Source organism: Idiomarina piscisalsi (genome assembly GCF_003987095.1).
Taxonomy (GTDB): Bacteria; Pseudomonadota; Gammaproteobacteria; order Enterobacterales; family Alteromonadaceae; genus Idiomarina; species Idiomarina piscisalsi.
Genome location: NZ_PIQA01000003.1, coordinates 123194 through 139541, shown reverse-complemented (window position 1 = coordinate 139541; position 16348 = coordinate 123194). Strand labels below are relative to the sequence as shown.

The 16348-nt window shown below is 48.9% G+C and carries 16 protein-coding genes; 14 read left to right on the top strand and 2 right to left on the bottom strand.

What is annotated here, in order from left to right:
• Position 1: 1 nt before the first annotated feature.
• The 12 genes from gspD to CWI73_RS05470 all read left to right on the top strand — a co-directional run bounded on the left by gspD (position 2) and on the right by CWI73_RS05470 (position 11163).
• Positions 2 to 2053 (top strand): type II secretion system secretin GspD, encoded by a 2052-nt coding sequence (gspD, locus tag CWI73_RS05525; RefSeq protein WP_126751895.1) that lies wholly within the window; start codon positions 2 to 4, stop codon positions 2051 to 2053.
• Entirely contained in the window at positions 2046 to 3530 is a 1485-nt protein-coding gene (gspE, locus tag CWI73_RS05520) for a type II secretion system ATPase GspE (RefSeq protein ID WP_126751894.1), read from the top strand. Before gspD ends, gspE begins: the two co-directional genes overlap by 8 nt.
• A 3-nt stretch (positions 3531 to 3533) precedes the next feature.
• Positions 3534 to 4760: a type II secretion system inner membrane protein GspF gene (gene gspF, locus CWI73_RS05515; RefSeq protein ID WP_126751893.1), complete on the top strand. Its 1227-nt coding sequence runs from the start codon at positions 3534 to 3536 to the stop codon at positions 4758 to 4760.
• 2 nt (positions 4761 to 4762) lie between these two features.
• Entirely contained in the window at positions 4763 to 5200 is a 438-nt protein-coding gene (gspG, locus tag CWI73_RS05510; protein WP_126751892.1) for a type II secretion system major pseudopilin GspG, read from the top strand.
• A complete protein-coding gene (gene gspH, locus CWI73_RS05505) occupies positions 5175 to 5759 on the top strand; it encodes a type II secretion system minor pseudopilin GspH (RefSeq protein WP_241968837.1) in 585 nt (194 codons plus the stop codon). Before gspG ends, gspH begins: the two co-directional genes overlap by 26 nt.
• Positions 5756 to 6148: a type II secretion system minor pseudopilin GspI gene (gene gspI, locus CWI73_RS05500; protein WP_126751891.1), complete on the top strand. Its 393-nt coding sequence runs from the start codon at positions 5756 to 5758 to the stop codon at positions 6146 to 6148. Before gspH ends, gspI begins: the two co-directional genes overlap by 4 nt.
• Positions 6138 to 6821 (top strand): type II secretion system minor pseudopilin GspJ, encoded by a 684-nt coding sequence (gene gspJ / locus CWI73_RS05495; RefSeq protein ID WP_126751890.1) that lies wholly within the window; start codon positions 6138 to 6140, stop codon positions 6819 to 6821. The genes gspI and gspJ overlap by 11 nt, the downstream gene beginning before the upstream one ends.
• Complete coding sequence (gene gspK / locus CWI73_RS05490; protein ID WP_126751889.1) at positions 6811 to 7791, top strand: type II secretion system minor pseudopilin GspK; 981 nt, start codon at positions 6811 to 6813, stop codon at positions 7789 to 7791. Before gspJ ends, gspK begins: the two co-directional genes overlap by 11 nt.
• Positions 7792 to 7794: 3 nt before the next feature.
• Positions 7795 to 9000, top strand: coding sequence for a type II secretion system protein GspL (gene gspL, locus CWI73_RS05485; RefSeq protein ID WP_126751888.1), 1206 nt, complete (start codon positions 7795 to 7797; stop codon positions 8998 to 9000).
• Positions 9001 to 9004: 4 nt separating this feature from the next.
• Positions 9005 to 9523: a type II secretion system protein GspM gene (gene gspM / locus CWI73_RS05480; RefSeq protein WP_053953967.1), complete on the top strand. Its 519-nt coding sequence runs from the start codon at positions 9005 to 9007 to the stop codon at positions 9521 to 9523.
• Positions 9520 to 10266 carry a type II secretion system protein N gene (locus CWI73_RS05475; protein ID WP_126751887.1) on the top strand — a complete coding sequence of 249 codons (747 nt, stop codon included), beginning with the start codon at positions 9520 to 9522 and terminating at the stop codon, positions 10264 to 10266. Before gspM ends, CWI73_RS05475 begins: the two co-directional genes overlap by 4 nt.
• A gap of 75 nt (positions 10267 to 10341) precedes the next feature.
• Positions 10342 to 11163, top strand: coding sequence for a mechanosensitive ion channel domain-containing protein (locus tag CWI73_RS05470; RefSeq protein WP_126751886.1), 822 nt, complete (start codon positions 10342 to 10344; stop codon positions 11161 to 11163).
• A 64-nt stretch (positions 11164 to 11227) separates the two neighbouring features.
• Here the strand turns inward: CWI73_RS05470 and CWI73_RS05465 are convergent, their stop codons facing one another.
• Together CWI73_RS05465 and CWI73_RS05460 are read right to left on the bottom strand one after the other, a co-directional pair.
• Positions 11228 to 12499: an O-acetylhomoserine aminocarboxypropyltransferase/cysteine synthase family protein gene (locus CWI73_RS05465; RefSeq protein WP_126751885.1), complete on the bottom strand. Its 1272-nt coding sequence runs from the start codon at positions 12497 to 12499 to the stop codon at positions 11228 to 11230.
• Positions 12496 to 13410 carry an alpha/beta fold hydrolase gene (locus tag CWI73_RS05460; RefSeq protein WP_126751884.1) on the bottom strand — a complete coding sequence of 305 codons (915 nt, stop codon included), beginning with the start codon at positions 13408 to 13410 and terminating at the stop codon, positions 12496 to 12498. The genes CWI73_RS05465 and CWI73_RS05460 overlap by 4 nt, the downstream gene beginning before the upstream one ends.
• A 146-nt stretch (positions 13411 to 13556) precedes the next feature.
• On the opposite strand from CWI73_RS05460, the gene xseA reads away from it, so the two are divergent.
• Together xseA and CWI73_RS05450 are read left to right on the top strand one after the other, a co-directional pair.
• Positions 13557 to 14867 carry an exodeoxyribonuclease VII large subunit gene (gene xseA, locus CWI73_RS05455; protein ID WP_126752040.1) on the top strand — a complete coding sequence of 437 codons (1311 nt, stop codon included), beginning with the start codon at positions 13557 to 13559 and terminating at the stop codon, positions 14865 to 14867.
• A gap of 89 nt (positions 14868 to 14956) precedes the next feature.
• Positions 14957 to 16264, top strand: a complete 1308-nt coding sequence (locus CWI73_RS05450) for an alkaline phosphatase (protein ID WP_126751883.1) — start codon at positions 14957 to 14959, stop codon at positions 16262 to 16264.
• The last annotated feature ends 84 nt before the right edge of the window (positions 16265 to 16348 follow it).

Below are 16348 nucleotides of genomic sequence, written 5' to 3'. Positions count from 1 at the left end.
TATGTCAGTGGCAAAAAGAGGCTTAAGAAATTGGCTCGGAGCCCTGGGGGTGGCTGTAAGCGTAATGAGTACGCCATTAACGGCAGAAGAATATGCGGCCAGTTTTAAAAATACCGACATCAACGAATTTATTCAGGTGGTTGGCCGTAACTTGGGCAAAACCATTATTATCGACCCAAATGTGCGTGGCAAAATTGATGTGCGTAGCTATGACGTGATGAATGAAGAGCAGTACTATCAGTTCTTTCTTAACGTCCTAGAAGTTTACGGCTTTGCTGTGGTTGAGATGGAATCTGGCGTACTTAAAGTCATTCGAGATCGCGACGCTAAGACATCGTCATTACCCGTTATGGACGCTGATAGCCAAGGCTCTGGCGACGCAATGGTCACTCGCGTTGTTCCCGTTGAAAATGTTTCTGTACGTGAATTAGCGCCTTTATTGCGCCAGCTTAATGATCAAAGTGGTGGTGGTATGGTGGTTAGCTACGACCCTTCAAACGTTATTATGATGACCGGCCGCTCAGAGACTGTGCAGCGCTTGGTCGAGATTATCGAGCGGGTCGACAGGGCAGGTGACCAAGACGTTGATATGATTCACCTCGAGTATGCGTCGGCCAGTGAAATTGTGCGTATTGCGCAGTCACTGTATGAAAAAAGCAATAACGATGGAACACCACCTTTGCTGATTCCTAAAATCGTTGCCGACGAGCGCAGTAACTCGGTTATTGTCAGCGGTGAGCCGCGGGCAAGAGCTCGAGTTGTTAAGCTTATTAAGCAACTTGACCAAGACTTAAAGTCGGAAGGTAATACGCGTGTATTTTATTTGAAATACGCAAAAGCGCCCGAAGTGGTTGAAGTGTTGAATGACGTCAGTCGTTCAATACAGGCAGAAAGCGAACAGCAAACGTCAAATACCAACACAACTCGCCGACGCAATAATAACGACTCTGTGAGCATTAGTCCGCATGAACCGACGAACTCAGTTGTTATAACGGCTCAGCAGGACATGATGGCTTCTCTGGAGAAAGTCATTCACGACCTGGATATTCGCCGTGCCCAGGTGCAGGTTGAGGCTATTATTGTCGAAATTATGGAAGGCGATAACGTCAACTTTGGTGTCCAGTGGATAAGCGAAGACGGCGGTATGGTGCAATATAATGACGGTAGTCAAGTGCCTATCGGTAGCTTGGCTGCTGGGGCTTATCAGGCTAGAGACCGTGAAGGCACAACAATTATTACAGAAAATGATCGTGTTATTGAAAACCCTGATGAACCCGGCGATATCTCGTTGCTAGCTAACTTGTTAGGCTCGGTTAACGGCATGATGTTCGGTACTATTCAGAATGACTGGGCAGCGGTAGTCCAAGCAGTGACTCAGGATACCAACTCAAACATCTTAGCGACACCCAGCATTGTTACGGTTGATAACGAAGAAGCCAGCTTTTTGGTCGGTCAGGAAGTGCCAACCATTACGGGGTCAACGACTGGCGATAACAATGACAACCCGTTCCAGACGGTCGACCGAACTGAAGTGGGTATAAAGCTGAAAGTGACGCCACAAATTAATGAAGGCGACGCCGTGCAAATGACTATTGAGCAGGAAGTCTCAAGCTTAAGTGGCGCAACCTCAGTGGACGTTATTATTAATAAGCGTGAAATGAAAACAACCGTCATGGCGGACGATGGCGAAACCATTGTTCTGGGCGGCCTTATCGACGAAGACGTACAGGAGTCAGTGTCTAAGATACCGCTGCTGGGCGACATTCCTGTGTTAGGAAGACTGTTTAGCTCTACCTCAACGTCAAAGCAAAAGCGCAACTTAATGGTATTTATTCGCCCCACGATAGTTCGCAATGGCAAGCGCATGCGAGAAATCAGCTCGGCAAAATACAACTATATGCGCGCACTGCAACTGGACGAGCGTTCACGCGGTATTTCCTTGATGCCAATGGAAGAGTCTCCGGTAATGAATGAATGGGACAGTGAGTTAACCTTGCCGCCCGGCTTCGAAGAGTACCTGGATAATAAACAGCCAGAGAAAGAGAATGACTGACGCGAGTGCTATTGCGACAACACGGTTACCTTTTGGTTTTGCCAAACGCTTCGGCGTCGTGGTGGAGTCGGGGGAGCCAATGGTTGTGCACTGCCGCGCAGGCGTTTCCGCGCAGGCGCTTAGGGAAGTGCGACGCAAACTGGGTCAACCGTTCACCTTGCAAGAACACCCCGCCAACGACTTTGAAACCCTGTTGACGCAGGCATATCAGCGCGACTCGTCAGAGGCAAAACAGCTGATGGAAGACATTGGGAATGAGTCTGACTTGTTCTCACTGGCGGACGAGTTACCGCAAACCGAAGATCTATTAGAAAGTGAAGACGATGCACCTATTATCAAACTCATTAACGCCATGTTAAGTGAGGCTATAAAAGAAGGGGCATCGGATATTCACATAGAGACGTTCGAAAAGTCACTACTGATTCGCTTCCGTATTGATGGCGTATTGCGTGAAGTATTGAAGCCGAACCGTAAGTTGTCTTCTCTATTAGTTTCCCGAATTAAGGTCATGGCACAGCTGGATATTGCTGAAAAACGTATACCGCAAGACGGTCGTATTTCATTGCTTATCGCTGGTAGAGCGGTCGACGTAAGGGTGTCGACTATGCCGTCGAACCATGGTGAACGCGTTGTTCTGCGTTTGCTTGATAAAAACAATGCACGTTTGAACCTAATGCAGCTGGGAATGACGCAGGAAAACCGTAATATCTTTCAGCAGCTGATTCATAAGCCGCATGGCATCATCCTTGTGACTGGCCCAACCGGCTCCGGTAAAAGTACGACCTTGTATGCCGGGCTGAGCGAAATTAATTCGAAAGACCGTAATATTCTGACAGTAGAAGATCCCATCGAGTATGCTATCGACGGTATTGGACAAACACAGGTGAATCCGCGTGTTGATATGACATTCGCGCGTGGTTTGCGAGCGATTCTGCGGCAAGATCCTGACGTTGTCATGGTCGGTGAGATACGAGACGTAGAGACTGCTCAAATTGCCGTGCAGGCATCATTGACGGGGCACTTGGTTTTGTCGACGTTACACACCAATACAGCTGCGGGTGCTATCACACGTCTTGAGGATATGGGGGTTGAACCATTCCTGCTGTCCTCCAGTTTATTGGCGGTGTTGTCTCAGCGCTTAGTTCGGACTTTATGTAGTAGCTGTCGTCAGCCTCATACACCCGATGCGGAAGAGCGCCAGATATTAGGGCTGAGTAAAAGTTCGGAACATATTGTTTACCGCGCAGGCGGCTGTGAGGAATGTAACCATACAGGTTATAGAGGGCGAACGGGTATTCACGAACTTCTCCAGGTCGATGATCATGTGCGCGAACTTGTGCATAACGGTCACGGTGAACAGGCGATTGAAAAGTACATACGCCAGTCAACCCCAAGCATACGACAAGACGGCCTGCAAAAGGTGCTGGAAGGGAAAACCACACTAGAGGAAGTCTTGCGAGTCACTCGCGAGGAGTAATACGTGGCAGCATTTGAGTATCAGGCAATAGCCAATAATGGACGTAAGAAAAAAGGCGTGCTTGAGGCCGATACTGAACGTCAGGTTCGGCAGATGCTTCGTGAGCAAGGCCTTATGCCTGTTGCTATTTCTGCTGCGGCGGAAAAAGAGAAGAAGCAGAGTGCGCAGAATCGCTGGGGCTTCACATTTCGAAAAGTCAAAGCGCAGGACCTTGCCCTTATTACTCGTCAGCTTTCGACCTTAGTAGGCTCTGCTTTGCCTATTGAGCAAGCGTTACTGGCCGTTGCTGATCAAACTGAAAAGCCACGCATGAAAAAGCTGGTTATGTCAGTACGAAGCAAAGTCGTTGAAGGTTATGGTCTGGCTGAGGCAATGGCGGAATTCCCTGGGGTGTTTGACTCGCTGTATACGGCAATGGTGGCTGCGGGTGAGAAGTCTGGGCATCTGGACCAGGTTCTCGAAGAACTGGCCGATTACACCGAACAACGGCAGCACATGAAGAGTCAGTTGACGCAGGCGCTTATTTATCCGCTTATGCTGACTCTGGTGGCTATCGGTATTGTCGTATTTCTCTTGGTTTCAATAGTGCCTCAAATTGTCGAGAACTTTGCCACTATGGGGCAAGAGCTACCTCCCACCACGTTGGCTATGATAGCCATTAGTGAGTTTTTGCAGAATTGGGGACTCTGGCTGGTTGTTGGGTTAGCTGTTTTACTGTTGTTATTTGGACAGTGGCTTCGAAAAGACACAAACCGGTTAAAGTATCATTACCGCTTGCTGAAACTTCCTATGTTGGGGAAAGTCATACGAGGGGTTAGCACTGCGCGCTTTGCCAGAACGCTGAGTATTTTAACGTCATCGGCGGTGCCATTACTCGATGGTCTGCGGATTACCTCATCGGTTATTGGTAATTTAGCGATAAGAGAAGCGGTCGATGAAGCCGCTGACAGGGTAAGAGAAGGTTCGTCGTTAAGGGCTGCATTGCAGGAAACCGGGCTATTCCCGCCTATGATGCTGCATATGATAGCGGCCGGAGAGAAGTCGGGTGAGCTTGAGCAGATGCTGAAACGCTGCGCCGACAACCAGGATAAAGAATTTGAGAACTTAGTCACAGTCAGCCTTAAGGTCTTCGAACCCGTACTGATTGTCACCATGGCGGGCATCGTCTTTTTTATCGTTTTGTCGATAATTCAGCCCATATTGCAGTTAAATAATAGTGTAGGACTTTAATTATGAGACGTAATCAATCTGGTTTTTCACTCGTTGAAGTTATGGTGGTTATTGCCATTATTGGTATTTTGGCAACCATGGTGTTACCTAACGTGCTGGGTAACCAGGAAAGAGCGGCGCAGCAAAAAGTTGTTGCCGACATTGTGTCATTAGAGAGTGCATTAGATCAGTATCACCTTGATAACGGTATGTTTCCTACCACTGAGCAAGGTTTAGAAGCGCTCGTGAATGAACCGAATATTGATCCGCAACCGCGAAGCTATCGCAGTGGTGGCTATATTCGTCGTTTACCACAAGACCCTTACGGCAACGACTATCTGTTGTTGAACCCGGGGCAGTACGACGATATTGATATTTTTTCAGCAGGCCCAGACGGTCAACCGGGTACTGAAGATGACTTCGGTAGTTGGATGATTGGCAACAACGACCGTGACCAATAGGCGCCAGCAACAAGGATTCACTCTGATTGAACTGATGCTGGTTATGGCCATTCTTGGTCTTATTGCCAGCTCAGTTATGTTGACGTTACCGGGCAGTAACCGTCAGCAAAACTCTGCTCAAGACTCAGCAATAACGCTACAGCAGCAACTTCAATACGCACGTGAGTATGCGATGGTGCGGCAGCAACCTCTCGCGCTTGCGTTTAACGACAATGGTTATGAGTTTCTGGTTTGGCAGGAGGAAAGCTGGCAATCTTTTAACACTCGTGGGCTTAAACCTCAGCAAACTGAGTGGCCATTAAGCTGGCAGTTATTAAATCAGGACATGGCTGAGCTGGCTCAAAATGAAGAACTTAACGACGGTGTTTTTGGCAGCGGGGATGATTCAGAACAGGACGACTCTGAAGTAAAGCGTCCGGATGTACTTATTTTGCCAAGTGGCGAGATGACAGCTTTTACCTTAAAAATTGAAAATGCGAATGATATTGCGGCTGAGCGTTGGGTGAAAACTGAAAACAGTTGGCAATTGGTAGTTTTAAATGAGGCGCCTGAGCAATGAGGGTAAAAGGTTTTACACTTATTGAAGTCATGGTCGCGCTATCTATTTTTGGGTTAGCGGCTTTGGCTGCATTACAAGCAGCCAGTAGTCACCTGACCAGTTTAAGTGACTTACAAAGTAAAACCTTTGCACAGTATGTGGCGTCAAATCGGATAGCAGAAGTGTCCCTGGCCCAGGAATGGCCGGTAAAAGACAATAAAAAAGGTACGGCAGAGCAAGCCGGCACCACCTGGCATTGGCAGCAGCAGGTGGTTGAAACGGTAACTCCTAACGTGGTCGCTGTCACAGTGATAGTGTCAAAAACGGAAGGTGGGCGGGAGCATTATCGGTTAACGCGCTACTTGAGAAAGCCTGACTCAGCCGCTAGAGGTGACCGGAATGCACGTTAACGGCAACCGACAGTCGGGGTTCACCTTAGTTGAAGTGTTGGTGACTATGGCCATATTTGCGGTAATTGGTATAGCCAGTTACCAGGTGCTAAGCCAAATGGTCAGTACCGAGCAGCAGTCGAGCGAGCGGCGTGAGTCACTGGAGCAACTGCAATTTAGCCAACTGTTAATGCAACAAGACATTCGCCAGTTAGTCGCTAAGCCGACGCGCCCCAATGACACTGAAGTAACGCACCAGTATTTAAGTAATGACGTTGGCTACTTTGATTCGGAGCGCGGCGTTCTAGCTTTTGTGCGCAGCGGCTTTGATAACCCGGGTGATGTTTTGCCGCGAGCTGAGTTACAGCCGGTTATTTATCGAGTTATGGATGGCCAGTTACAACGGGTTAGTTATTCGTTTGTGAATGACAGGAGTAACGAGCCGACTGTGCAGACGTTGTTGAGCGGTGTGACAGACTTGTCGTTTCGCTTTTATAGAGCAGCAGGTCAAAGCGATGGTAATCGTGGATTGGATAAGGGCTGGAACGCAGAGTGGCGTAGCGAAGGCGATTTACCGAAAGCCATTGAGGTGACTTTGCAGACCGAGCAATATGACGAAATTAAGCGTATATTTTTGGTTGCTGGTGCAGGTCAAGTGGAGGCGCAAAGTTCGGGAGGGTCGAATGCAGACTAAAAACTCTCGTCAAAAAGGCGCCGCACTCATAACGGTCATGCTGGTTATTGCTCTGGTTTCGGTGATAGCAGTGAACCTCGGTAGTAAACTGCAAATGCAAATAACCCGCATGGGCAACTTGCAGCAAGCTGAACAAAGTTACTGGATGTGGTTAAGCGCTGAGGATGTTTTAAAAGAGGTGTTAAAGCGCGAGTTAAACGAAAATGATGGTGTCGCGAATAACCAACAAAGCTGGGCCAGCCGAACCGGTCCGTTCCCGGTTGAAGGTGGGCAGATAGCGGCTCGTGTGAGAGACTTATCCAGTTGTTTTAACTTGAACAGTATGGTGACGGATGAGGAAGACCCTGGCACGCTGGAACGACGTAAGCGACAGTATAAAGCGCTATTGCAAGGTGTTGAACTCGATGAATATCAGGCCCAGGGGTTAACCGATAGCCTGGTTGACTGGATAGACGGTGACACTCAGCTGTCGGGTTCAAATGGTGCTGAAGATCCTGATTATCAGGGACTGCCTAAGCCATACTTAGCGGCAAACAGCTTACTACTGGACGTTAGCGAGCTGCGCATGATTAGGGGATACAATCGGGAAGTCGTTCGCAAACTGCGTCCTTATGTCTGCGTAATACCGAATGAAACGGCATTAATGATTAACGTGAATACGCTTAAAGAAGAGCAAGCTGCATTACTGACAGCAGTGACAGAAGGTAAAATGTCGTTACAAGATGCGCAATCCTTCTTGTCGAACAGGCCGGAAGCAGGCTATGAGTCGAATGAAGAGGTCGATGAAGTTGAAGCTATTGCCAATGTGAAATCAGAGCTTAACGGCGAACTGTCAGAACTTGATGTTGAAAGTGAATACTTTCAGCTAACCGCATACATACAATGGGGCGATGTTGAAATGAAAGCCCGTTCAGTACTGCACGTTAACAACGGCGAAGTAGCCACCTTGTACCGTGCGATGGGAGAATAAAACATGCAGGAAACGCTAATAATACGACTGCCTGCTTTTGGAACAACAGAAAGCATTCCCTGGTTGTTGTGGCATAACCAGCAACAGGAGCTTATTGCCAGCGGCGAGCTGGAATCAACCGAAGAGCTGTCACAGTTGGCGGATAAAGCGTCACGCAGTGATGTGGTTATTGCTGTTCCGGGTCAAGATGTCTTTTTAACTCAGGTTACCCTTCCGACGGGGAGTAAAAAGCATTTGGACAAAGTTATTCCGTATGCGTTGGAAGAAGAACTTGCGGCAGACATAGAAACGCTGCATTTTGCCTGGCCGGAAACAAAAGCCTCGACAATACCGGTGGCCGTTGTAGAAAAAGCACATATGCAACAGTGGTTGGGTGTTCTGTCAGAGTCAGGAATTGAGTCTAACCGTTGGTTGCCTGATATTTTCCTGCTGCCGGCTCATGAGAATGAATGGCACGCTATTGAATTGGGTCATAGCGTTCTGGTAAGAACCTCGGTCTGGCAAGGCTTTGCGGTGGAGCGAGCCGCATTTTCTGAACTTGCCTCCATTCTAAGCAGTGAGTATGACTCGCCGGAAAAAATTGTTCACTATGGGCCGCTGGATTGGCCTCAGCCTCCTACCGTATTAGAGTCGGCCGACATTGAAGTTCCCATGACAATTGCTGTGGCAGCGCTGCAAAGCAACGCCGAAATTAACCTTCGGCAAGGCGCTTTCCGAGCTAAGAAGCAGCGGCAGTCATCAAGCCTGCCCTGGAAGCCGCTAGCAATAGCTGCCAGCGTATTATTTGTGTTGGCCGTTGCGCTAAACGGCATAAAATACTGGCAACTGGAGCAGCAGCGCGCTTCGTTACAGGCAAAGTCTGAGCAGCTTTACCGTGATGTTTTTCCAAACGAAACCCGTATTGTCAATTTAAGAGCACAGTTGCAGCAAAAAGTCGATAGAGCTGGCGGCTCTGGAGGCTCAGACCGTTCCGTTTTAGCTGCTCTCGACAGCTTGCAGCCAGCATTTCAGGCCGAGCCGTCGGTTAAGCTTGAGTTGCTGCGTTTTCAAAATAATGAATTGCGACTGCAGGCAACAGCTGAGAGCTTTTCACAATTGGAAGCTTTTCAACGGGCGGCTCAAAATAACGGTGTAGCCATAGAAGCTGGGTCGATGAGTAACCGCGGAAGTCAGGTTTCCGGCGCACTGACTATAGAGCTTCAGGGGTAACGTTATGGATAAACTTAAAGCAATTTTTGAGCCTTATCGTCAGCTTGCGTATAACCGTTGGCAGCAGTTTAATAGCCGTGAGCAGCGCCTGCTAAGCGCATTAGCCATTGTATTGGCCATTGCGTTTTTATATTTCATTATTTGGTTGCCAAGTTCTCAGTCAGTGATACAGGCGGAGAACCGTTTGAAATCTCAGCAAGACCAGTATCAATGGGTGCAACAGGCGATAGCGCGATATAAAAGCATGGAAGGTAGAAGCGCCAAAAGCTCAACCGTGAAGGGCTCCCTCAGCCAGCGTATTAACCAGGCTGCGGCGCAGTATGACATTGAGCTGGCGCGTATTCAGCCGCAAGGTGAAGAGTATCTGGTCACAGTGGACACAGTACCATTTAATCAACTGCTTCAGTTTATGAATGCGCTGGAAAGTGACTTTGGTTTACAGCTAACCGGTGCTGATATTGCCCGGCTTGAACAACCAGGCAGTGTCCGATTACGAAAACTATTGGTGAAAGACGTCTCATGAAATTGAAGCGTTGGCTGCCCTGGCTTGTTTTGGCTTATTTAATAACCTTGTTGGTATTGTTACCGGCACGCGTTATTTACTGGATGCCATTGCCGAATAACATTCAATTGACGCAAGTGTCTGGAACCCTATGGCAAGGGGCTGCCGGACAAGTCGTGGTCGATGGTAATGTCATTAACGATCTTAGCTGGGACTGGCAAGTATCATCGATTTTCCTTGGTGACTTGGTTGTTGATGTCAAAGTGCCAAAACAGAATAATCCATTTTCGTTGCAGGGACGTTTATTAGCTAGCTCGACCCGTGTTGGTGCGCAGGACATAAAAGCTAGCGGTAGTTTAGGCGCGTTATTAGATATCGCTCAAACCAAACTGCCATTGCAAACGAGAGGTCGCTGGGAATTAGACGTAAATGAATACGTGGTGACAGCACCGGGGCCTGTGCGTTGGTGCGATAACTTAGAAGGTAGTGCCAGCGGCGATAATATTCAGGTGCTGGTCAATGGACAATGGCAGTCACTAGGGAGCTTTCCGGTCGAGCTGGGGTGTCATGACGATAACTCCGTCGCATTAATCATGAAAGGCGACAACGATTTAAGTCTGGAAGTTGATGCGAGTATCAATAGTCAGGACATTAAAGCGTCCGGTACCGTAAAACCAACACCGCGAACGCCAGAAGGCCTGGCAAAGCTTATTCAATACATGGGGCGGCCAGACGCGCAGGGGCGTTACTCGTTCCGCCTTTAAATGCGTTTGCGAATAGCCATAATAAGCGCTATTTTGGGAAATCATAGTTTAGTTATTGTTAAATAAGGAAATGTTATGGACAGCATCGTTCAGTGGATAAACGACAATCAGGATATGCTTATCGAGTTTTCGATTAAGTTTATTATCGCGATTGCCATTTTGATTATTGGTAGAATAGTGGCGAATGGCGTTACCCGAGTCATGTCCAAAGGCATGCAAAAGCGTGAAGTAGATGGCGCAGTTATTAGCTTTGTCAGCGCTATTGTAAAAACCGTTATCTTCATTGCCGCTATTATGATGGCACTGTCGCATGTTGGGGTCGAGACCACGTCCTTTATAGCTATTTTAGGTGCGGCAGGTTTGGCTATTGGCCTTGCCCTGCAAGGGTCTCTGTCAAACATTGCGTCGGGCGTATTGCTTATTATGTTCCGTCCGTTCCGTGCTGGCGAATATGTTGATGCTGGTGGTGTTTCCGGGACGGTCGAACAAATCAATATTTTCCAGACTATTCTGAAAACGCCGGATCGCAAGGTTATTTACGTGCCGAATTCGGAAATTATCGGTGGTCCAATTACCAATTACAACCGTGAAGAACTGCGTCGTATCGACTTGGTCATTGGTGTGAGCTATAGCGCCAACTTGCAGAAAACCAAGCAAGTATTAATGGACGTTATTACCAATGACGAGCGAGTGCTGAAAGACCCAGAGCCAGTGGTGACGGTGACAAATCTGGGTAACTCTTCTGTCGACTTTAACGTGCGTCCGTGGGTCAAAAACGAAGACTACTGGCCAACCCGTTGGGATTTACTGGAGCGCATTAAAGATCGCTTAGATGAGGAAGGCATTGGTATTCCATTCCCACAAATGGATGTGCATTTGAAAAAAGACGACGCATAAGAGCACGCGTTGTTTTATTCGCTTTAAAAAGCCACCGTCCGGTGGCTTTTCTTTTTTCGGTATATTAAATGCTTAATGCCTGCTCTAAGTCAGCAATAATATCGCTAATGTGCTCTATGCCGACACACAAGCGGATGGCTTCTGGTTTAACTCCAACAGCAGCTTGCTCCTGTTCCGACAGCTGTCGGTGAGTGGTAGAAGCAGGGTGGCAGGCAAGCGACTTTGCATCGCCGATATTCACTAACCGCTTAAACAAGCCAAGCTTGTCATAAAACTTAACTCCTGCCTCGTAACCGCTTTTTATGCCAAAGGTAAGCAATGATGCAGGTAACCCGCCAGTCACATATTTGGCGGCAAGTTCATAGTGTGGATGCTGAGCCAAACCTGCGTAATTCACCCATTCAACATTCGGATGTTGTAGTAGATAGTCGGCGACAGCCTTTGCGTTTTCGCAATGGCGTTCAATCCGCAAAGCCAGAGTCTCCAGCCCCTGCAACAATAAAAAGGCATTAAAGGGCGACAAACAGGCACCGGTGTTGCGCAAAGCGACGGTCCTGACTCGTGCGATAAACGCAGCCGGCCCAAAGGCGTCAGTATAAATCACACCGTGATAAGCCGGCTCGGGGTGACTGAATTGAGGAAACCGTTCTTTGTGAGCCAGCCAGTCAAAGCGCCCGGAGTCAACAATAAGCCCACCGATGGAATTACCATGCCCGCCAATGTATTTCGTCAACGAGTGGATGACAATGTCAGCGCCGTGTTCAATGGGCTTGCATAGAATCGGCGTGGCGACGGTATTATCAACGACGAGCGGTACCCCATGTGTGTGAGCAACTTCCGCCAGTGCTTCTAAGTCGGCAATGTTACCCGCGGGGTTACCAATGCTTTCGCAGTAAACCGCTTTGGTTCGCTCATCAATGAGTGCGTCAATGTCCTTCGCATTGTCTGACTCGGCAAAGCGTACTTCGATACCCAGCGACGGCAACATATGGCGAAACAATGTATAGGTGCCTCCGTACAGCTGCGGGGTGGTAACAATGTTGTCGCCCTGACTTGCCAAAGTAATTAGGGTGTACTCAATGGCCGCCATACCTGAAGCGACCGCCAACCCGGCAACACCACCTTCAAGCGCGGCAACCCGCTTTTCGAGCACATCATTAGTCGGGTTCATAATGCGTGAATAGATATTGCCTTCTACCGCCAAGTCGAAGAGATCAGCCCCGTGCTGCGCGCTATCGAACTCGTAAGATGCCGTTTGATAAATGGGTGTGGCGACCGACTTGGTGGTGGGGTCGGTGTCGTAGCCATGATGAATGGATAACGTCTCGTCTTTCATGTGGTCTCCAAATGCGTTTCAAATAAAAAGTGTTTTAACGAGGTGCCGTACTCAGGCACGTTTTTAATAAATCCGTCGTGGCCGTATTCACTTTCAACCGACACCCGTGACGTACAGCTAGGTAGCAAGGCTTCCAGTTCAGCCATTAAGCTTGGCGGCGCAATGGCGTCACTGGTGAAGTCAACTAAATGCACTGGCGTTTCGATAGGCTCAGGATTAATGCTGTATTCGTTCAACACGGGGGTGAGATGAGTGAACAGGTTGCGTGAGCTGTTACCGTTTTCTTTAAGCAGTCGTTCACCTTTATAAAGCAGGTACTCGAAAGCGTCATCGCTGCTACTAAAGCGCGATTCAAACTCTTTTGCACTGCGGTAGCTGAGCATGGCCAGTGCTCTGGCTAATACAATACCCAATTGTGAATCGTTGCAGCGTTGTATAAGTGCTTGTTGGAAATAACGCAATAAAGACGAGTGCACCGACGGTTTATGAGCCGCGCCAATAACGCTTAGCCGCTCAAGCGACTCTGGGTTATCCAGTGCGTACTGGAGGCCCAAAACACCTCCGAATGAGCCGCCAATCCAGCCATGCAGAGGGTCATCGGGTAGTATTGATTGCACCGCATGGTGAATGACATTGCTGTGCTCTTTCACGGACAACGGAGTGTCCGGGCAGTCTGAACCGCCTAACCCGCCGAGGTAGTCAAAGCTAATAAATTGGTAATCGTCAGTGTCTGCGAAAAGTCTATGCAGCGATTGCCACCAACCATCGCCGGACGGTGTCCACAGCTTCCCGGTTGCGCTGATACCGCCTTGTACAACAATAGCCGGGGCGTCGGGAAAGCCATACCGATATCCTTTTAAGCGGCCATAAGGCGTTTGCGTGTGAAATGAACGAGCAATAGGAAGAACCATAGCGGCCTCCGTCAATTTGAAACGACAATACAGCGACAATAATAAATGGATATAAAGCCGTCAAGACATTTAGACGTCCAAATACGAAATTATTGTTTTGAATTCTGTGGTAGTATCAGCGCATTGAATGGAGGTCGAATATGTCGATGGTTTACTCGGTCAGTCAGCTGAATGGCGAAATCCGCCAGTTACTTGAGCAGGGTTTTCGCCAAATAAGCCTGGTGGGTGAAATTTCTAACTTTGCCGCGCCGGGCTCTGGGCATTGGTATTTCACGCTGAAAGATGAGCGCTCACAAGTACGTTGTGCTATGTTCCGAGGCGCTAATCAGCGAGCGGCCATGCGCCCGCAAAACGGTTCACAAGTCCTGGTGAAAGCGAAAGTGACCCTGTACGAGCCGCGCGGTGACTATCAGCTTATTGTCGAGCACCTGGAAGACGCCGGACAGGGCTTATTGCAACAGCGCTACGAGCAGTTGAAAGCAAAACTCGGTGCTGAAGGACTCTTTGCGGCTGATCGCAAACGGCCATTACCGGAGCACATTCGCAAAGTGGGTGTGCTGACCTCACCAACCGGGGCGGCAATAAAAGACATATTAGCGGTTATGAAACGGCGGGATCCCAGCGTTGAGGTGATTATCTATCCAACGTCGGTTCAGGGAGAAGCCGCAGTAGCGCAGCTTCAAGCTATGGCGCAAATGGCGTTTGAGCGTAATGAAGTGGATGTGCTGCTGGTGTCGCGCGGCGGTGGCTCACTGGAAGACTTATGGTGTTTTAACGATGAAGGTTTTGCACGGCTGCTGGCTACCGCTCCAATGCCGGTGATTAGTGCGGTCGGTCACGAAATCGATTTCACCATAGCAGACTTTGTCGCTGATGTGCGAGCACCCACACCATCGGCTGCGGCAGAGCTGGTAACGAAAGACCAGCAACAGCAACTGCAGCGTGCTCAGGCGTTAATGCAGCGGCTGCAACAGGCTCAGTTAAGGCATATACAACGCCTCAAACAACAATGGCAATTTCTGCAAACACGCCTGCAACAGCAGCATCCACAACGAATGCTGCAACAACAGTCGCAACTGGCTGACGAGTTACAGGCGCGTGCGAGTCGGGCGCTGACTCAGCAACTTATGCGGCAGCGTCAGCAGCACACGCATTTAGTGAGGCGCTTGCAATCCGTACATCCGGAAAAACGGCTGACACAATACCAACAGCAATTGACAATGCTTCAGCAGCGTTTGCCGCAAGTCATGACGCGTTTACTGAAAGACAAAAAGTCCCGGCAAGGACAATTGATGCAGTCATTGAACCTGGTCAGCCCGCTGAATACGCTAGAGCGAGGTTATGCCATTGTTCGTAAAGACAATGGCACGGTGGTGCGCCGGGCCGATGATGTTGCCAGCGGCGAGCAAGTGGATGTGCGCCTGGCCGACAGCTCATTCACGGCGAGACGCGATTAAATTGCGGTTCGTTGTCATATCACTGACATTAAGTGCTTGATATAATCAGGCCATACAAAGAGCGTTACAGAACCAGACGGAGTTGTTGTATGAAAAAAACATTAACGGCCGCAGCTATCGGGCTTGCAATGAGTGCATCAAGTGCAGTAGCTGAAGAGCAGAAACCCAATATTATTTATGTGATTGGCGACGGTATGGGCTTCGAGTTTATCAGTGCTTACCGCTATGCCATGTCAGACTTAGACACCAAAGAGATTACAGAAACGCAGTTTGATCACTATCTCACCGGAGCCGCAACGACCTACCCTGAAGACGATACCTGGGTAACCGATTCGGCTGCGGGCGCGACGGCATTAGCGACAGGCGAAAAGTCGTATAACGGTGCTATCGGCGTGGATAACGATAAAACGTCCTTAAAAACGGTCATGGAATACGCTAAAAATAGTGGTTATATGACAGGATCTGTGTCGACTTCACAAATTAACCATGCGACACCAGCGTCATTTTTCTCTCATCATCCCTCGCGCTATGAATACAATCAAATTGCTGACTTAATGGCGCAGCAGTACATAGAAGACGAAGCGTCTTATGATGTCGTGCTCGGCGGCGGTCAGCAGTATTTTATTCGCGACGACAAGAATTGGGTCGAATTGCTCGAGCAACATGGCCTGAAGGTGGTTCAGGACATGCAAATGTTAGATCAAGTGGAGCAGGCGCCGGTCATGGGCTTGTTCGCACCAAAAGGTCTGCCGCATGCAGTTGATGAAGGCAAAGGCTCGTTGGCTCAAATGACCAGCAATGCGTTGCGTTTATTGTCAGGTGACGACAAGCCGTTTGCGCTGATGATTGAAGGCAGTCAAATTGACTGGTGTGGCCATGCTAACGATATTGCCTGTGCTGTGCATGAGATGGATTCACTCAATAAAGCACTAACCGTTGTCGCTGATTTTATGCAAGACAACCCCAATACGTTACTCGTGATGACCGCTGACCATTCCACTGGCGGTTTAACTCTGGGGCGTGACGGCGAGTACGCATGGTATTCAGATAGAGTCATGGCCATTGAAAGCTCTATTGCGACAATGCGCAGTGAACTTCTGGACATGGACGCGGAGAAATGGCCTGAGTATGTTGCTGACAAAGTGAACTTCGAGCTGACTCAGGACTATATCGACGAGCTGGCGCTGGCTGCTGAGCAAGAAGGTAAAGAGCGAGCAGACGCAATCCATGATGCGCTAGTTTATATTACCGGTGATATTACCGGTACAGGTTGGACAACAAGTGGCCATACGGCTGTCGATGTGCCTGTGTTTGCTAAAGGTCCTTATGCGGAAGATTTTCGTGGGTACATGAACAATACGGATATTGGTAAGCGGCTTATTGAGATTGTGAAGTAAGCGCGACTCTGATTAGAGCGTGTCCAGACAGAAAAAACGCCGGTAACCCATTGTGGCTACCGGCGTTTTTGGTTGGGAATACCG